Source organism: Burkholderia sp. MSMB0856, from assembly GCF_001524645.2.
In the GTDB taxonomy this organism is placed as follows: Bacteria; Pseudomonadota; Gammaproteobacteria; order Burkholderiales; family Burkholderiaceae; genus Burkholderia; species Burkholderia diffusa.
In genome coordinates this window covers 2,156,718-2,174,078 of record NZ_CP013427.1, presented here as the reverse complement: position 1 = coordinate 2,174,078, position 17,361 = coordinate 2,156,718, and the positions used below count along the sequence as shown (strand labels likewise).

The 17,361-nt window shown below is 69.9% G+C and carries 9 protein-coding genes; all 9 read left to right on the top strand.

Annotated elements, in window-relative coordinates; genetic code table 11:
* Nucleotides 1–49: 49 nt before the first annotated feature.
* The 9 genes from WS87_RS11310 (at nt 50) to WS87_RS11270 (ending at nt 17,359) form a co-directional block, all read left to right on the top strand.
* Nucleotides 50–6,082 (top strand): SDR family oxidoreductase, encoded by a 6,033-nt coding sequence (locus tag WS87_RS11310; RefSeq protein WP_059815580.1) that lies wholly within the window; start codon nt 50–52, stop codon nt 6,080–6,082.
* Nucleotides 6,079–10,110, top strand: coding sequence for a cytochrome P450 (locus WS87_RS11305; protein ID WP_059815576.1), 4,032 nt, complete (start codon nt 6,079–6,081; stop codon nt 10,108–10,110). Before WS87_RS11310 ends, WS87_RS11305 begins: the two co-directional genes overlap by 4 nt.
* Before the next feature lie 20 nt (nt 10,111–10,130).
* A complete protein-coding gene (locus tag WS87_RS11300; RefSeq protein WP_059815572.1) occupies nt 10,131–11,516 on the top strand; it encodes a flavin-containing monooxygenase in 1,386 nt (461 codons plus the stop codon).
* The gene (locus tag WS87_RS11295) at nt 11,513–12,229 is read left to right on the top strand and encodes an ABC transporter ATP-binding protein (protein WP_059815567.1); all 717 of its coding nucleotides are present in this window, start codon (nt 11,513–11,515) and stop codon (nt 12,227–12,229) included. The genes WS87_RS11300 and WS87_RS11295 overlap by 4 nt, the downstream gene beginning before the upstream one ends.
* Entirely contained in the window at nt 12,226–13,635 is a 1,410-nt protein-coding gene (locus WS87_RS11290) for an ABC transporter permease (RefSeq protein WP_059815562.1), read from the top strand. The genes WS87_RS11295 and WS87_RS11290 overlap by 4 nt, the downstream gene beginning before the upstream one ends.
* A gap of 51 nt (nt 13,636–13,686) precedes the next feature.
* Complete coding sequence (locus WS87_RS11285) at nt 13,687–14,466, top strand: outer membrane lipoprotein-sorting protein (RefSeq protein WP_059815558.1); 780 nt, start codon at nt 13,687–13,689, stop codon at nt 14,464–14,466.
* Nucleotides 14,467–14,486: 20 nt separating this feature from the next.
* A complete protein-coding gene (locus WS87_RS11280) occupies nt 14,487–15,782 on the top strand; it encodes a hypothetical protein (RefSeq protein WP_442861410.1) in 1,296 nt (431 codons plus the stop codon).
* A gap of 16 nt (nt 15,783–15,798) precedes the next feature.
* Entirely contained in the window at nt 15,799–16,215 is a 417-nt protein-coding gene (locus tag WS87_RS11275; protein WP_059691195.1) for a DUF4345 domain-containing protein, read from the top strand.
* Nucleotides 16,216–16,318: 103 nt separating this feature from the next.
* Complete coding sequence (locus WS87_RS11270; RefSeq protein ID WP_059816365.1) at nt 16,319–17,359, top strand: esterase/lipase family protein; 1,041 nt, start codon at nt 16,319–16,321, stop codon at nt 17,357–17,359.
* Nucleotides 17,360–17,361 lie beyond the last annotated feature (2 nt).

The following is a 17,361-nucleotide window of genomic DNA, read 5'->3' as shown; positions in this document are numbered from 1 at the left end:
CAGGGGGGGCCCTGCCCGTAATGACAAGTTCTCGATAGGCAGGCGATCCATGTCGAATACCAGCATGCGCGGCAAGCTCGTTCTCGTGACGGGCGGTGCGAAAAACGTGGGCAAGGCGATCTGCAGGCGTTTCGCCGAGCAGGGCGCGCACGTGATCCTGAATTTCTTCCACTCGCTCGACGCGTCGAAGCAGACGGCCGACGAACTGCGCGCGCTCGGCGCGACCGTCGACGTGATCCGCGCGTCGGTCGCGCAGCAGGCGCAGGTCGACCGGATGTTCGACGAGATCGAACGGCGCTACGGCCGACTCGACGTGCTCGTCAACAATGCGGCGTCCGGTGCGCTGCTCGGCGTCGACGAGATCGGCGCCGAGCATTTCGATCGCGCGCTCGACACCAACCTGAAGGGCGCGTTCTGGTGCGCGCGTCGAGCCGCGGCGCTGATGGCGCGCTCGGGCGGCGGGGCGATCGTCAACGTGTCGTCGGTGGGCGCGACGCTCGTGCCTGCGAACTATCTGGTCGTCGGCACCGCGAAGGCGGCGCTCGAATCGCTGACGCGCTATCTCGCGGTCGAATACGCGGGCCGCGACATTCGCGTGAACGGCGCATCGTCGACGCTGATCGACGGCGACGTCGCCGCGCAGTTTCCGGACCCGGAGAACACGAAGCGTTCGAGCATCGCGGCGACGCCGCTGAAGCGGCTCGCACGGGCGGAAGACCTTGCCGATCTCGTCGTGTTTCTCGCCTCGGACGCGGCGCGCTGGATCACCGGTCAGGTGGTCGTCGCGGATGGCGGGCTGTCACTGTGCAGCGAGGGGCTGTCGCCGCGCGCGGAATGGGCGAGCGCGGAGCGTGCCGCGAGCGAGACCGTGCCCGCTTCCGTGCCGACGGCTCCTGCAAAGACCCGGCAGCAACCGGCCTCGGCGCTGACCGGTCGACCCGCCGCATCGCCCGACGACGCGCCGGACAGTGACGACATCGCCGTGGTCGGCATGGGTCTCGCATTGCCCGGCGCGAGCGACCCGGACGCATTCTGGCGCGCGCTGCTCGACGGCCCCGAGCTGTTCGGCAACGTACCGCCCGATCGCTGGGATTACCGCTCGTTCTATTCGCCCGACACGTCGGCGGAGGACAAGAGCTATCAGTCGCGCTCGGTCTTCATCGAGCATTTCGACCCGTGCCCGACGGTGCGCGCCGAGCTCGACGCGGGCACCGCGCCGCGCGAGCTGACGACGTTGTGGCTGCGTCACGCGTTATGTCAGTCGCTCGACGGCGTGACGCTGCGCGATGCCGATCGCGTGGCGTTCCTCGTCGGCTACACGGCGGACGGCAGCCAGCATCTCGAGGAAGGGATGGTGCTGGCCGCCGCACGCGAGCGCCTGAACGCGGTGCTGATCGAGGCGGGCATGGACGCGGCCGAGCGCGAGCGCCGCGTGGCCGCGCTCGATGCGGTGCTCAGTGCGCGCTATGCGCGCGGCGCCGGTGATCTCGCATCGTTCTTCCCGCACCGGGTCGGCCTGAACGCGATGAAGGGCGTGCTGCCGGACGACGCGCAATGCATGATGGTCGACACCGCGTGCTCGTCGTCGCTGTATTCGATCGATCTCGGGATCAAGGCACTGCTGCTCGGCAAGCAGGACGTGGTCGCATGCGGCGGCGCGTTCGCGCTTGCGCCGCGCGGCTCGATCCTGTTCTCGAAGCTGCATGGCCTGTCGCGCAGCGGCGAAGTGCGGCCGCTCGACCGCAACTGCGACGGCGTGCTGTTCGCGGACGGCGCGGGCGTCGTGATCCTGAAGCGCGTCGCGCGGGCGCGCGCCGACGGCGATCGCATCCTCGGCGTGCTGAAATCGTTCGGCTCGTCGTCCGACGGCAAGGGCAAGGCGATCTACGCGCCGAACTCGGCCGGCCAGCGCATCGCAATCGACCGCGCGTATGCGCGCACCGCGACGGTGCCGGCCGACGTCGACTGGGTGGTTGCGCATGCAACGGGCACGCCGGCTGGCGATCTCGCCGAGTTCCAGAGCCTGCGCGATGCAATCCGGCGCGACCGCCCGGTGCAGGTGACGTCGAACAAGTCGCTGGTCGGGCATACGGGCTGGGCGGCAGGTGTCGTGTCGGTGATTCAGGTGCTGCTCGGGTTGCGGCATCAGGTGATCCCGCCGCAGCACCGCTTCAGCGAGCCGCCGCCGGAATTCGACATCGCCGGCACGAACCTGCGGATTCCGGTGGCGCCGGTTTCGTGGCCGGTTCGGCGCGATTCGGCACGCGTCGCGGCGGTGTCCGGGTTCGGCTTCGGCGGCACGAACGGCCACCTGATCGTGTCGGAATACCGCGCGGATCTGCCCGCTGGCGAAGCGAGCGGCCGGTTCGCTCGCGAGCCGCTCGCGATCGTCGGCTGGTCCGCGAAGTTTCCGGGCCTCGACGACGACGCCCAGGTTGCCGCGTGGCTGCGCGGCGAAGGCCGCGCGCCCGACGCGAGCTTCGGGATCGGCTACCCGTTGCCGAGCTTCGCGCGCGTGAAGATGCCGCCGGCGGTGCTTCGCGCGCTCGATCGCTGCCAGCTGATGGCGCTCGACGCGGCGCACGACCTGCGCGAACGCCTCGGCGCATTCTGGCGCGAGCACGCGGACACGATCGGCCTCGTGATGGGGCACATGGGGCCGACGCGCAATGCGGCGCTTTACGCGAGCCGCTGTTATCTGGACGACATCGCGACCGCGGTGCTCGACGCGACGCGGCCGGACGAACGCGCGGCAACCGAACGCGTGCTGGAGGCGATGCGCGCGGCGACGAAGCGGCTCGTCGCGCCGACGACCGAGAATTCGTTTCCGGGGATGATGCCGAACGTGATCCCCGCGCGCGTCGCCAACTATCACGACCTGCACGGCATGAACATGACGGTCGATGCGGGCCATGCGTCGACGCTGGCCGCGTTCGAGGCGGCCGAGCGCTTCCTGTGCAGCGGCGAACTCGACATGGCGATCGTCGGCGGCATCAACGGCAACTCGGCGGAAGAAGTGCGCCCGGCATTCGGGCTGCCGCTCGCGGAGGGCATCGTGCTGTTCGCGGTCACGACGGTGCGGCGTGCGCACACGGAAGGGCTGCCGGTGCTCGCGGTGGTCGGCGGCGACGACGCGCGGGCCGCGGTCGAACCGGCCGCGCCGCGCGACGCGACGGGGCGCGCGGTCACGTATGCGGGTGCCGATTCGGCGATCGACGTGCTGCGTGCAATCGTCGCGCACGAAGCCGGCACGACGCTCACGCGAGACGGCGGCGGCGATCGTGCGCGCTACGCGCTGCATGTTGCATGCGAACGGGCCACGCCGCGCGAGCCGGATCGCGAGGCACGGCCTGTGCCGCCGACACATGAGGCGGCTCCGGTCGCTGCGTCCGTCGAACCGGCCGCATCGACGACCGTTGCGGCCGCACCTGTTGAACCCGGCACCTTGATACCGGGCACGTTGCGCCGGACCGGCGTCGCGGCCGACGGCGAGCCGCTCGGCGTCGCGCGTTACCGGATCGAATGGCGCGACGCGCCGTGGCGGCCGGCGGGCCGGCCGACGCCGTTCATCGCGCCGCGCTGCGTGATCGTGACCGACATGCCGGACACGCTGGCCGGCCAGGCGAATCCGGGCCCCGGCTGCGTGGTGCTGTCGACGCGGCCGTTCGCCGCGCACCGGCCGGATTGGCACTGGATCGAGCGGATCGACGCAGCGGCGCTCGACATCGTGCCCGACGATATCGGCCACGTGCGCGTGCTCACGTCGCTCGACGCCGGCACGCTCGCCACGGGCGCCGCCGCGCCGGCCACGCCCGAGCGGCTCGCACTGCACGACCTGGCGTTCCTCGCGGTCAAGCGCTGCCATGCGGCACTCGAGCGCGGCGGCACCTTCATCGCATTGCTGCTCGACGCGCTCGCCGGCGACGTGCCGCATCCGGATGCCGGCCTGTTCACGGGCCTCGTGAAGGCACTCGCGATCGAGATGCCGGAAGCGCGCCCGGTTGCCGTGCTGACCGATACGCGCGCGCTGCCCGACGCGCTGCGCGATGCCGAGCGCGAAAGCGGTGCACGTCACTGGCTGCCGGTCGTCGCGTTGGGCGGCGGTCGTCGCCGAACGCCGCGCGTGATCGCGGATGCGGGCGAACTGCGCGCGGACGAGCGGCTGTCGCTCGGTCAGGATTCGGTCGTCGTTGCGGTCGGCGGTGCGCGCGGGATCACCGGCGAACTGATGAAAACGCTGGCCGCGCACGTGCGTCCGACGCTGTATCTGATCGGCAGCAGTGCGCTGGACGCGATTGACGCGGACCTGCTCGCGATGGACGACGAAACGTTCGCGAAGAGCCGCCCGGACTACATCCGCCAGCAGAAGGCGCGGCATCCGGAACGGCCGTTGCCGGAGATCATCCGCGCCTTCGAGCGGCGTGGCGACGCGCGCACGGCGTGCATGAACATCGAGGCGATGCGCGCGTTCTGCGGCACGCATCGCGTGACCTACCTGCGCGCCGACGTGCTCGATCCCGACAGCGTGAAGGTGGCCATCGACACGATTCTCGCGCGCGAGCCGCGCGTGGACCTGCTGGTCAACGCGGCCGGGCTGAACCGTTCGGCGTCGGTGAGCGTGAAGTCGCTGGACGATTTCGTCGCGGTGCGCGACATCAAGGTGCGCGGCTACTGGAATTTGCGCGACGCGTTCGGCACGCGGCAGCCGCGCCTGTGGTGCAACTTCGGCTCGTTCATCGGACTGACCGGGCAGGCGGGCGAAACCGACTACGCGTCGGGCAACGACTTCCTGAACACACAGGCGTCGTATCACCGCGCGGCGCTCGGTCACGACGAATTCACGATCGGCTGGACGCTGTGGCGCTCGGTCGGGCTCGGCGCGAATCCGGTCACGCGTGCGTTTCTCGAGAAGAGCGGATTGTTCACGAGCATGCGCACCGCGGAAGGGCAGCATCACTTCATGCGCGAGCTCGGTCTCGGCGAGCGCGCGGCGATGTCCGTGCATCTCGGCGAGGCCGAGCGGCGCGCGATCGAGACGCACCTGCCCGGTTACTTCGATCTTGGCGAAAGCGCGCCGGCCGCCGCCGACGCATCGCGCGATCCGGATTTCTATCTCGGCGCGGAACTCGCGCGCACCGACGACAGCGTGACGTTCGAGCGCGTGTTCGACCTCGAACGCGACGCGTATCTGCAGCATCACGTCGTCAACGGTTTTCCGACGCTGCCGGGGACCTTCGTGCCCGAGGTGGCCGCCGAGGCCGCGCTGCGGCTCGTGCCGGGGCTCAAGGTCGTCGGCTTCGCGGACGCGGCATTCCTGCATTTCCTGCGCGTCTACGATGCGAAGCGGCCGAGCGTGAAGCGCATCCATGCGCGGATCGCGTCGCGCGACGGCGACGCGGTGCACGTGCACGTGCGGATCTCCGGCGACGTGCTGGCGCCGGGCGGGCAGGTGCTCGTGCGCGACAAGCCCCATTTCGAGATCACCGTTTGTCTGGCCGACGCGTATGCGCCGGCGCCGGTGTGGCATGAACCGGCAATGGCGACGTTCACGCCCGTCGCCGATCCGTATCACTTCGACGCGGCGCCGGTGCGGCTGACCGGCATGTTCGTGTCGACGACCGATACCGGCATGAGCGACGCGGGCAAGCAGGCGCGTTTCCGGCTGAATGTGCCGGGTGACGATCCGGTGTTCTCGCGCTTCGTGGTGCCAAGTATCCTGCTCGACGGGCTCGCGCGCGTGGCCGCGCTCGATCACGTTGCCGGCGACTATATCCCGCTCGCGGCGCCGATGTCGATCGGCCGCATCGACATCTACGAAGCCGGCAACGACTGCGAGCTGTCGAACCGCCACGCGTCGATCGCGCTGCGCGTGACGCCGCGCGCGTTCGCGCTCGAGGGGCCGGCGAGCAGCGGCAACCGGTTCGTCGCGGTGCGCCCGGACGGCAGGATCCTGATGCAGATGCGCGACGTGACGGGCATCGTGATCGGCTACGTGCATCGCGTGACCGGTGCGTTCGCCGCGCGCGGCGAGGTCGACGCGCAGCTCGCCGGCCGCGCGGCTTCCGAGCAGGTGAGCGCATGACCATGAAGCGACTCGCGCCCGGCCCGCGCGGCAGCGTCGTGATGGGCAATCTCGCGGAGTACAAGCGCAATCCCGTCACCATGTTGCTGAAGCTGCAGCAGCAGTACGGCGACATCGCGCGCAATCGTCTCGGCCCGTTTCTCACGCACGCGCTCGCGCATCCCGACGGTGTCCAGCACGTGCTGCAGGACAACCACCGCAACTACGTGCGCGGCCGCTTCTACGACAACTTCAAGATGTTCTTCGGCGACGGCCTGCTGACGACCGACGGCGAGTTCTGGCGGCGTCATCGCCGCGTGGTGCAGCCGTTGTTTCACCGCAAGCAGGTCGAGTCGCATACGGCCGCGCTCGGCGATGCGGCGCTCGCGCTCGTCGAGCGCTGGCTGAAGCAGCCGGCGCATGCGCCGTTCGACGTCGTCGAGGAAATGATGCGCGTGAGCCTGCGCATGCTCGGGCTGATGCTGTTCAACGCGGACATCTCGCGGCATGCGGACGATGTCGGGCCGGCCGTGCGCTTCGGCATCGCGGCGATGATGCCGCAGGGCAACCTGAACGATTTCGTGCCGCGCTGGATGCCGACGCCGTTCAATCGCCGGATCGCGCATGCCCGCCGCGGGATCGACACGATCGTCGACGCGATCGTCGCCGAGCATCGCGCGGGGCGCTGCGAAACGAGCGACGTGATCTCGCTGCTGCTCGCCGCGCGCGATCCGGAAACGGGTGCGCCGCTGACCGAGCGCGAGGTGCACGACGAGGTGATGACGGTGTTTCTCGCCGGCCACGAAACCACCGGCAGCGGGATGGCGTGGGGGCTCTACGCGCTCGCGCAGCATCCGGACGTGTTGCGCCGCCTGCGCGAGGAGCTCGATGCGGTGCTCGGCGGCCGTGCGCCCGACGCGGCCGATCTCGAACGCCTGCCATACCTGGTGCAGACCGTCGACGAGATCCTGCGCCTGTATCCGCCGATCTGGGGCTTCACGCGCGATCTGGTCGACGACGACGAGATCGGCGGCTATCACGTGCCGGCCGGCTCGTCGGTATTCATGTCGCCATACGTCACGCATCGTCATCCGGCGCTGTGGGCGAACCCCGACGCATTCGATCCGGAGAACTTCGGATCGTACGCGCCGGCGCGTCACAAGTACGCGTACTTTCCGTTCGGCGGCGGGATGCGCAAATGCATCGGCTACCAGACCGCGTTGCTGCAGATACGCGTGCTGATCGCGGTGGTGGCGCAACACGTCGATCTGAGCGCGGTGCCTGGTCATTCGCTCGACACCGGCGCGACGATCTCGCTGCGTCCGCGCGACGGCATCCGGTTGATCGCGAAACCGCGATCGCGCGAGCGGGTGCCGAGGGAGCAGACGGTGCAGACGGGACGGGACGCAAGCGTGCCGGGTGCCCGGGCTTCGGTGTGCCCGTTCACGGGCACGCAAGCGGGAACGCAAGTGCAAGAGCAAGCGCGCGTGCCGGCCCCCGACGCCGGGCAACCAGCGCATGCGGCGTCGCCGACGCCTGTCCGTTCCGCCGGCCCAGCGCTGGCGCCGGACGTGCTGGCCTTTCTGCAGCGCGACGCGATCACGGACGAAGCGTCGCCATGCACCGACGCCACGCCGACGCACCGCTTCACATGGCGGCCGGTCGAGATCGAACCGCTGCCAGACCTGCCGGCGGCCGAACTGAGCGGCAAGCGGATCGCGATCGTCAATGGCCTCGGTCGCTCGGTCGAGCGCGTGGTGGCGACGCTCACGCGCGCCTGTGCGAAACCGAGCGTGTTCGCACCGGCCGACGGCATCGATCCGGCGACCGCCGCGAGCGCGTTCGTCGCGCAGTCGGGGCCGTTCGACGGGATCGTCGATCTCGGTGTCGAGGCGCCGTTCTCGCTCGACGCGCACGATCAATGGGAAGCGCCGCTGCGCCGCACGGTCGCGCTGCTGCAGGTGTGCTACGGCGACTGGTCGCAGGAGGCGTCGACGTCGCGGCTGTTCTATCTGGCGCTCACCTGGCAGGACGGGCTGATGGGTCACGGCGATGGCACGCTCGTGCAGCCGCTCGGCGGATTGTGGGCCGGCCTGGCGAAGACGCTGCCGCAGGAATTGCCGAACTGCAACGTGCGCGTGCTCGACATCGCGCCCGACGAAACGGGACGCGTCGACCAGCTGATCGCGCGCGAACTGTATCGCTGGGGACGCTTCGAGGTCGGCCACCGCGGCGGGCGCCGCCATACGCTCGTCGCGACCCGCGACGATCTGCCGGCCGACGTGGCGCCCGATTGGGGGCCCGGCGACGTCGTGCTGTTTTCGGGCGGTGCGCGCGGCATCGGTTTCCTGGCTGCGTGCGCGCTGGCGAAACGCCATCGCTGCACGGTGATCGTCACCGGGCGCGATGCGTTGCCCGCCGGCGACGAGCCGTGGCTTGCGCTCGACGACGCGGGCTTCAAGCGCTACGGGCTCGAGCAACTGCGCCAGGCGACGCCGGAGCGGTCGCCGAAGGCGATCCGGCATGCACTGCGGCAGCTCGAACGCCGCCGCGAACTGAAGGCGTCGCTCGATGCGGCGGCGGCACTTGGCCTGCCGGTGCACTACCGCGTATGCGACGTGACCGACGCGCAAGCCGTGCGGACGCTGTGCGACGCCTTCGGCGACCGGCTGCGCGGCGTGATCCACAACGCGGGCATCGACCAGCCGGTGCGATTGCCGCGCAAGCGCGCCGATGAATTCATCGACACCGTACGCGTGAAGGTGCTCGGCTTCCTCAATCTCTACGCGGCGGTGCGTGAGCTCCCGCGCGTGGGCTGCTTCGTCAACGTCGGCTCGCTGACCGGCCGCTGGGGCGGAATGACCGGCGAGACCGACTATGCGGCCGCGAACGAGGCGCTGGCGCGGCTCGGCTGGTGGGCGCGGCGCGACGCCGGCGCGCGCGTCGTGAAGACGATCGTGTGGCCGACCTGGGACGGCGTCGGGATGATCACGAACCTCGCCGTCACGCGGCGCTACGTGACGCCGATGCGGATCGACGAAGGCGTGCGCCACTGGCTCGCGGAACTCGCGACACCGGCAACGCCGGCGACCCGCGGCAGCGGCGAACCGATGTACATGGGGGCGGTTGGCCGCGCGCTGACGCCGATCCAGCTGCGCGGATTCGACGCGGTCGACGGCTTGCCGAACCTCGGCGAACTCGCGACGCGCCGACATCACGCGGGTGAGCCACGACGCTTCCGGCCGTTCACGTGCTTCTCGACGCGCTATCGCACGGCGGGCGCACCTTATACGCATGCATTCCGCTTCGACGGCCGCGCGGCCGTGCCGGCGTCGCTGTTGCTCGAGCACGCGCGCGTCGCGGCCGACTGGGTCGCGCCGCCCGGCGGCGAGCGGGCGTGCCTGCACGAAGCCGTCGACATCACGATCGCGCTCGACGCGCTCGCCGATGCGCTCGACGGTCACGGCGATCTCGCGCTCGACACCGACGCGAGCGGTCGCGCGGTGGACGACGGCTGGCACGTGACGGTGCGCTGCGCGTCGCTCGCCGGCCGCGCGCTGCTCGATGCGACGTTCGTGTACCGCGATCATCCGCCCGGCGGCGTGACCGTTCCACTGCCGCGCGAAACCGAAGACGACACGATCCGGCGGTCCGCGCGGGCGAGCTGGCGCGACGACCTGTTGTCCGAGGCGCGATGGAGCGGCGGCATCGCCCAGGCGAAGGCCGCCGACCCCGCCGCGCTATGGGGCGTGCAGGGGGATGAGGGGCGCGTGCCGTGTCCGCAGCTGTGGCTGCCGGTCAATCACCTGGAGAACGTGTTGCGCGTGCTGCTCGGCGCGTGGCCCGCCGACGGCGAGCCGCCGCGCGCATGGCGCATCGGCCGCATCGTGTTCGGCGCTGCGCACGCCGGCGATGCCGACATGCTGCTGCGTTATCCGAACGACCGCTTCGCGATCGCCGATCGCGCGGGCGCATCGATCGCCGACCTGTACGGCGCACGGCTTGCCGGCGCGACCGACACGCAGGCCGCGGCGGCGTCGGCCATTTGAACGGGAAGAGGAGGCTCAACATGACGGAGCGCAACGACGGCGCGCGGTACTGCATCATCGGCGCGGGCGCGGCGGGCATCACCGCCGCGAAGAACCTGTTCGCGGCCGGCATCGGCTTCGACGTGATCGAGCGCGAGGACGACGTCGGCGGCAACTGGTACTACGGACGGCCGAGCGGCGCGGTGTATCGCTCGATCCACATGATCAGCTCGAAGCGGTTTTCCGAATACACCGACTTTCCGATCCCCGACGACTATCCGACCTACGCGCGCGGCGACCAGGCGCTCGCGTATCTGCGCGCGTACGCGCGGCGCTTCGGCGTGTACGACCGGATCGAGTTCGGCCGTTCGGTGCTCGAGATCGCGCCGGTGGAGGGCGGCACGCAGTGGCGCGTCGAACTCGATCGCGGCGAAGTGCGGACCTATCGCGGCGTGATCGTCTGCAACGGGCATCTGTCGCATCCGCAACTGCCGGACTATCCGGGGCATTTCGACGGGCTGCAGCTTCATTCGTCGCAGTACCGCACACCGGAGATCTTCGACGGCAAGCGCGTGCTCGTGGTCGGCGCCGGCAATTCCGGCTGCGACATCGCGGTCGAGGCGTCGCATCATGCGAGCGCGGTATTCCACAGCACGCGCCGCGGCTACTACTACTGGCCGAAATTCCTGTTCGGGATGCCGGCGGACGAGTGGGCGGAGTGGCCGCTGCGGCTGCGCATGCCGCTCTGGGCGTGGCGCTTTTTCGGCGAACGGCTGCTGCGCCTGACGACGGCCGGACAGCCGGAGCACTACGGGCTGCGCAAGCCCGACCACAAGCTGTTCGAATCGCATTTCATCATCAACTCGACGCTGTTCTATCACCTCGGTCACGGCGATCTCGACGCGCGGCCGGACGTGCGCGAACTGAAGGGCGATCGTGTCGCGTTCGTCGACGGCAGTGAGGAGCCGATCGACGTGATCGTGTACGCGACCGGCTACCAGCCGAGCTTTCCGTTCATCGACCAGGCACACCTGCAATGGCGCAAGCAGCAACCGTCGCTGTATCTGAACCTGTTCGACGCGCAGCATCGCGACCTGTTCTTCATCGGGCTGTTCCAGACGTCGACCGGCAACTGGCCGCTGATGGACTATCAGGCGCAACTGCTCGCCCGCTATCTGCATGCGCGCGATGCGGCGCCGCGCAAGGCCTCGCGCATCGACCGGCTGATCCGGCGCGGCCGCTCGGACTGGAGCGGCGGCATCGCATTCCATCGCACGCCGCGGCACGTGATCGAGGTCGAGCATTTCGCGTACCGGCTGCAGTTGCGGCGGCTGATACGCGCGTTGCCGGCCGTGTCCGGCGGTGCCGGCGCGGATGCGTCGAAGGCGGCGCCGGTGCATGCGGTGCGCGCGGGAGGTGCGTCGTGAGCCTCGTGCATGTCGAACACCTGTCGAAGACGTACCTGCTCGACAGCGTGCGCGTGACCGGTCTCGCCGACGTGTCGGCGACGCTCGACGCGGGCCGCTTCACCGTGCTGAGCGGCCCGTCGGGTAGCGGCAAGACGACGCTGCTGAACCTGATCGGCTGCATCGACCGCCCCGACAGCGGGCGCGTGACGATCGCCGGTCACGACACGGCGTCGCTGTCCGACGATGCGCTGTCCGATTTTCGCGCGCGTCATGTCGGCCACGTGTTCCAGACCTTCAACCTGCTGCCGGTGCTGTCCGCCTACGAAAACGTCGAGTATCCGCTGCTGATGGCAGGCTGGGCGCCGGCGCGCCGCGCCGCGCGGGTGCGCGACCTGCTCGACGCGGTCGGCCTGGCCGACAAGGCGCGGCACCGGCCGAGCCAGCTGTCGGGCGGCCAGCGCCAGCGTGTCGCGATCGCGCGCGCGCTCGCGGCCGAGCCTGCGATGGTCCTCGCGGACGAACCCACCGCGAACCTCGACAGCGCGACCGGGCACGCGATCATCGAACTGATGCGCACGATCCAGCGCGAGCGCGACGTGTCGTTCATCGTGTCGTCGCACGATCCGCAAGTGGTGAAGGTGGCCGACGAGGTGATCAGGATTCTCGACGGCCGCATCGTCGGCCACGAACGGGCCCGCGGCGACACTGCGACGCAGGAGGTGTGCCGATGACCCATACGCTGATGCTCGCGCTGCGCAATCTGCAGCGCAACCGCCGGCGCTCGCTCACCACGCTGCTCGCGATGATCGTCGGCGTCAGCGCGATCCTGCTGTTCGGCGGCTTCAGCCGCGACATCACGCTCGGCCTGCAGACCGACTTCGTGCAGCGCAGCGGCCACCTGCAGATTCAGCGTCAGGGCTATTTCCTGTACGGCACGGGCGACCCGGCCGCATACGGGATTCGCGATTACCCGGCGCTGATCGAACGACTGCGGCGCGATTCGCAGCTCGCGCCGCTGCTGCAGGTCGTCACGCCGACGCTGCAGTTCGGCGGGATCGCCGGCAACTTCGCGGCCGGCGTGTCGCGCACCGTGATGGGCTTCGGCGCGATTCCGGACGACCAGTACCGGATGCAGCAATGGAACGCGTACGGGTTCCCGCTGCGGCCGCGTGCGTTCGCGTTGCGCGGCAGCGCCGACGACGCGGCGATCGTCGGCCTTGGCGTCGCGCGCGTGCTGCACCTGTGCGCACCGCTGCGCGTGCCGGATTGCCATGATGCGCCGCCTGGCCCGGCCGAGCCGGCCGCAGATGGTCCGGCCGCGAGCGCGCCTCCCGACGTGCTCGCGCTCGCGCAGGCCGAGGCCGGCACGCGGCCGGCCGCCGACGGCGCGACCCATGTCGAAGTGCTGACCGCGAGCGCGGGCGGTGCGCCGAACGTCGGCCGCTTCTCGGTCGTGAAGGCCGACCAGCAGGGCGTGAAGGAGCTCGACGACGTATATCTCGCGGTGCGCCTGCCGCAGGCGCAGCGGCTCGTCTACGGCGGCGCCGCGCCGCGCGCGACCGCGATCGAGATCCAGCTTGCGCGCACGGCCGATCTGCCCGCGGCGCGGGCGCGCATCGAGCAGCTGCTGCACGGCGGCTTCGACGGCCAGCCGCTCGACGTCGTCGATTTCGCGACGCTGAACCCGTTCTACGACCAGACCAACCGGATGTTCTCGGTGATCTTCGGCTTCGTGTTCGTGCTGATCAGCGCGATCGTGCTGTTCGTGATCAGCAACACGATGAGCACCGCGATCATCGAGCGCACCGTCGAGATTGGCACGCTGCGTGCGATGGGCATGCGGCGCGGCGGCATCCAGCGGCTGTTCGTCTGCGAGGGCGCGCTGCTCGGCGTGGCCGGCGCGTCGCTCGGCGTGCTGGTCGCGCTTGCGATCGCCTCGATCGTCAATCACAGCGGGCTCGCGTGGACACCGCCCGCGCGAATCGACGCCGTCGCGTTGACGGTGCGCGTGTGGGGCGAGTGGCGAACCATCGCCGTCACGTTCGTCGGGCTCGCGTGCGTGGCCGGGCTGTCCGCGTGGCTGCCGTCGCGGCACGCGGCGCGGCTGTCGATCGTCGATGCGCTGCGGCATGTGTGACGTCGCCCGGATGCCGCGTTTTTCGTTCACTTCACTTTCGGGAGAGCGCTCGTGCGTCGCCTGTTCGTTTCATGCTGTCTGAGTCTTTCGTTCCTGACCGGCGTCGCGCACGCGCAGCCGACGCCCGATCCGCAGAAGCTGCTCGCGGCGAGCGACGCGATCCGCACGCCGGAGAAATCGTTCGTGCTGACCGCGACGCTCGTCGAGTACCGCTCCGGCAAGCAGGTCGACGGCAATACGCTGTCGATCCACTCGAAGCCGGACGCGCCCGGCGGCGCGTTCCGCACGCTGGTGCGCTTCGTCGCGCCGGCGCGCGACACGGGCAAGCTGATGCTGAAGAACGGCAACGATTTGTGGTTCTACGACCCGGCGAACCAGGCGAGCGTGCGGATCTCGCCGGACCAGCGGCTGCTCGGCCAGGCCGCGAACGGCGACGTCGTGACGGTCAATCTCGCGCACGACTATACGGCCGAGCTGAAGGGCGTGGAGGACATCGTCGACGGCGATCGGCAGACGCGCCGCGCGTACCGCCTCGCGCTCACCGGCCACGGCGAGGGGCTCACGTATCGCCGCATCGAGATCTGGATCGACGCGGCGAACAACCGACCGCTGAAGGCGCGCTTCTATTCGGAAAGCGACCGCCTGCTGAAGACCGCGTTCTATCGCCGCTACACGATGCAGCTCGGCGTCGAGCGGCCGACCGAGACCGTCATCATCGACGGGCTCGACAGCAACTGGGTCACGGTCATGCGCTTTTCCGACTACGCGTGGCGCGACATTCCCGATGCATGGCTGCAGCGCGACTACCTGTCCCGCTTCCAGGCGCAATGACGGTGCGACGCCGAGGCCGGATCGCGGCGGTCGCGTTTGCGTTGCTGCCGGCGTGCGTGCACGCGGCGGATGTGGGCGGGGCGGACGGGACGGGAGGCACGGCCGGCGTCGACGCGGCCGATGCCGCGGCGCTCGCGCTGGCCGACCAGCCGGCCGCGACGCCGCCCGACGCCGCGAAGCCGTGGAAGCTGAACGTGCAGGACGCGCTGCGTGCGAGCCGCTATCGCGACGGCGGCGAGGCCGGCCGCAACCAGTTGTCGATCGAGTTCGAGTACGGGCAGTGGCTGACGCCGTCGTTCGCCGCGCATTTCTCGATGCGCCTCGACCGGTTCGATCCGCTCGGCACATCGCGCACGTCGTCGCGCGACGTGACGCTCGTGAAGGAAGCGTATGCGAGCTGGCGCGCGTCGCCGACGTTCGTCGTCGTCGCAGGCCGCGTGAACGAGCGGCTCGGCGCGGCGATCGGCTACAACCCGACCGACTTCTTCCGCGCCGGCGCGGTGAGCCTCGACGTGCCGCCCGATCCGGACAGCCGGCACACGAACCGGCTCGGCACGGTCGGGCTGCGCGCACAGCGGGTGTGGGACACGGGCTCGCTCGCGGCGCTGCTGTCGCCGCGGCTCGAGCGCCGCAGCGTGCCGGGCGACCCGGCCGCGGCGTCCGACCTGCAGCGCACCAACGGCGTCGATCGCTGGATGCTCGTCGCAAGCCAGCGGCTCAGCGCGGCGATCCAGCCGCAATGGATCGTCTACGGCGAAAGCGGGCAGGCGCCGCAGTTCGGCCAGAATCTGAGCGTGCTGCTCGGCAACTCGGTGGTCGCATACGTCGAATGGACGGGCGGCTACCGGCGCTCGCTGATCGCGCGTGCCACCGGCGCGGCCGACGATCGCGCGTTCCGCAGCAGTTCGTCGGTGGGCGCGACGTGGACGCTGCCGGTCGATCTTTCGCTGACCGCCGAATTCCAGAGCAACGGCGGTGGCGCGGACGCGGCGCAATGGCGGTCGTTGCAGCGCGCGAACCCGATGGCATGGGGCAGCGCGGTGCAGACGTCGATCGCCGCACAGGAACTGCAGACCCGTCACGGCGTGTTCGTGATGGCGGCATGGCGCAACGTCGGCGTTCGGCGCCTCGACCTGTCGGGTTTCGTGCAGGCCGATCTCGGCGGCGGCCGGCAATACTGGCTCGAACTGCGGCGGCGCTTCGACCGGTTCGACGTCGCGCTGCAGTGGCTGCATCGGGGCGGGCCGTCGTGGAGCCGCTTCGGTGCGATGCCGGAGTCGACGAGCATTCAGGTGCTGGGCATTTTTTATCGATGACGCAAGGAGAATTCGAATGAGCAAACGCGCGCTTCAGGCGGCGACCGCCGTGCTTGCGCTGGTTCCGACGATCACCGGCGTGCTCGGGATGATGGGCATTCGCGACCCGCTGTACGCGTCGCTCGGCATCGCGCTGCCGGCCGACGCGACGCTGGACGGCAACCTGCGTTTCTATGCGGGCGTGTGGTTCGGGCTCGGGCTCGCGGCGTTTTCGGTGATCCCGCGGATCGAGCGGCAGGGACGGCTGTTCGCGACGCTGTGGATGATGATTTTTCTCGGCGGCGTCGGGCGGCTGATGTCGCTCGCGGCGCTCGGGTTGCCGTGGCCGCCGTTCGTCGGCTTCACGGCGCTCGAAGTCGTCGGCGCGCCGCTGTTCATCGCGTGGCAGCGGCGCGTGGCCGCGCATGCCGCATGGGAGAGTGAGAATGCATGACATCGACATCAACCGGCGTATCGCGCCGCGTCGTCGCGCCGATATCGCCGTGCAGGGCGTCGCGATGGTCCTGCGCGCCGTGGCGACGCGATGCGTGTCGCGCATGCGCGCGGGGTTCATCGCTCGAATCGTGCTGCTCGCGTGCGTCGTGCTGGGTCCGGCGCAGGCCGGTGCGCAGACGGCGGTCGACGACTACGCGGCGACCCGTTATCCGATCATCCTCGTGCACGGGCTAACCGGAACGGACGATTATTTCGGCATCCTGCCGTACTGGTACGGCATCCAGGCCGACCTTCAGCGGCATGGCGCGACCGTCTACGTCGCCGATCTCTCCGGCTTCCAGAGCGACCTCGGCCCGAACGGGCGCGGCGAGCAGTTGCTGGCCTACGTGAAGCAAGTGCTCGCGGTGACGGGTGCTGCCAAGGTGAACCTGATCGGCCACAGCCAGGGCGGGTTGACGTCGCGCTACGTGGCATCGGTCGCCCCCGCGCTCATCGCGTCGGTCACGACGATCGCGACGCCGCATCGCGGCTCACAGTTCGCCGACTTCGTGCTGGGTGCGCTGAAGCTGGACCCGACCGGCCTGTCGACGCCGGTGTTCGGCGCGTTGCTGAACCTGTTCGGGATCCTCACCAGCAACACACACAACACCAATCAGGACGCCATCGCCGCGCTCAACGCACTGAGCACGACCTATGCCGCGCGGTTCAACCAGCTGTTTCCGAGCCCGGGGCTCGGCGCCGGCGCATGCGGTACCGGCGCACCGGTCGAGACGATCGGCGGCAACGTGCATCTGCTGTACTCGTGGAGCGGGGCCGCGTATCAGCCGGTGTCGCTGCTCGGCATCGTGACCGGCGCGGTCGACACCAGCGTGATTCCGGTCATCGATCCGGCGAACGTGCTGGATCCGTCGACGCTCGTGTTCCTGACGGCCGGCAACATCATGGCGCTGGCCGGCGCGGGCCCGAACGACGGTTTCACGTCGACCTGCAGTTCGCTGTTCGGCACGGTGATCTCGACGCGCTATCGCTGGAATCACTTCGACGCGATCAATCAGTTGCTCGGCATTCGCGGCGCGTATGCGGAAGACCCGGTCGCCGCGCTGCGCGTGCAGGCGAACCGGCTGAAGCTGCGGGGCGTCTGAGC

What these genes read in the sequence shown, in the direction of transcription:
- WS87_RS11300 (WP_059815572.1), top strand. Translation starts at nt 10,131, where the DNA reads ATGACGGAGCGCAACGACGGCGCGCGGTACTGCATCATCGGCGCGGGC.
- WS87_RS11310 (WP_059815580.1), top strand. Translation starts at nt 50, where the DNA reads ATGTCGAATACCAGCATGCGCGGCAAGCTCGTTCTCGTGACGGGCGGT.
- WS87_RS11275 (WP_059691195.1), top strand. Translation starts at nt 15,799, where the DNA reads ATGAGCAAACGCGCGCTTCAGGCGGCGACCGCCGTGCTTGCGCTGGTT.
- WS87_RS11270 (WP_059816365.1), top strand. Translation starts at nt 16,319, where the DNA reads ATGCGCGCGGGGTTCATCGCTCGAATCGTGCTGCTCGCGTGCGTCGTG.
- WS87_RS11305 (WP_059815576.1), top strand. Translation starts at nt 6,079, where the DNA reads ATGACCATGAAGCGACTCGCGCCCGGCCCGCGCGGCAGCGTCGTGATG.
- WS87_RS11290 (WP_059815562.1), top strand. Translation starts at nt 12,226, where the DNA reads ATGACCCATACGCTGATGCTCGCGCTGCGCAATCTGCAGCGCAACCGC.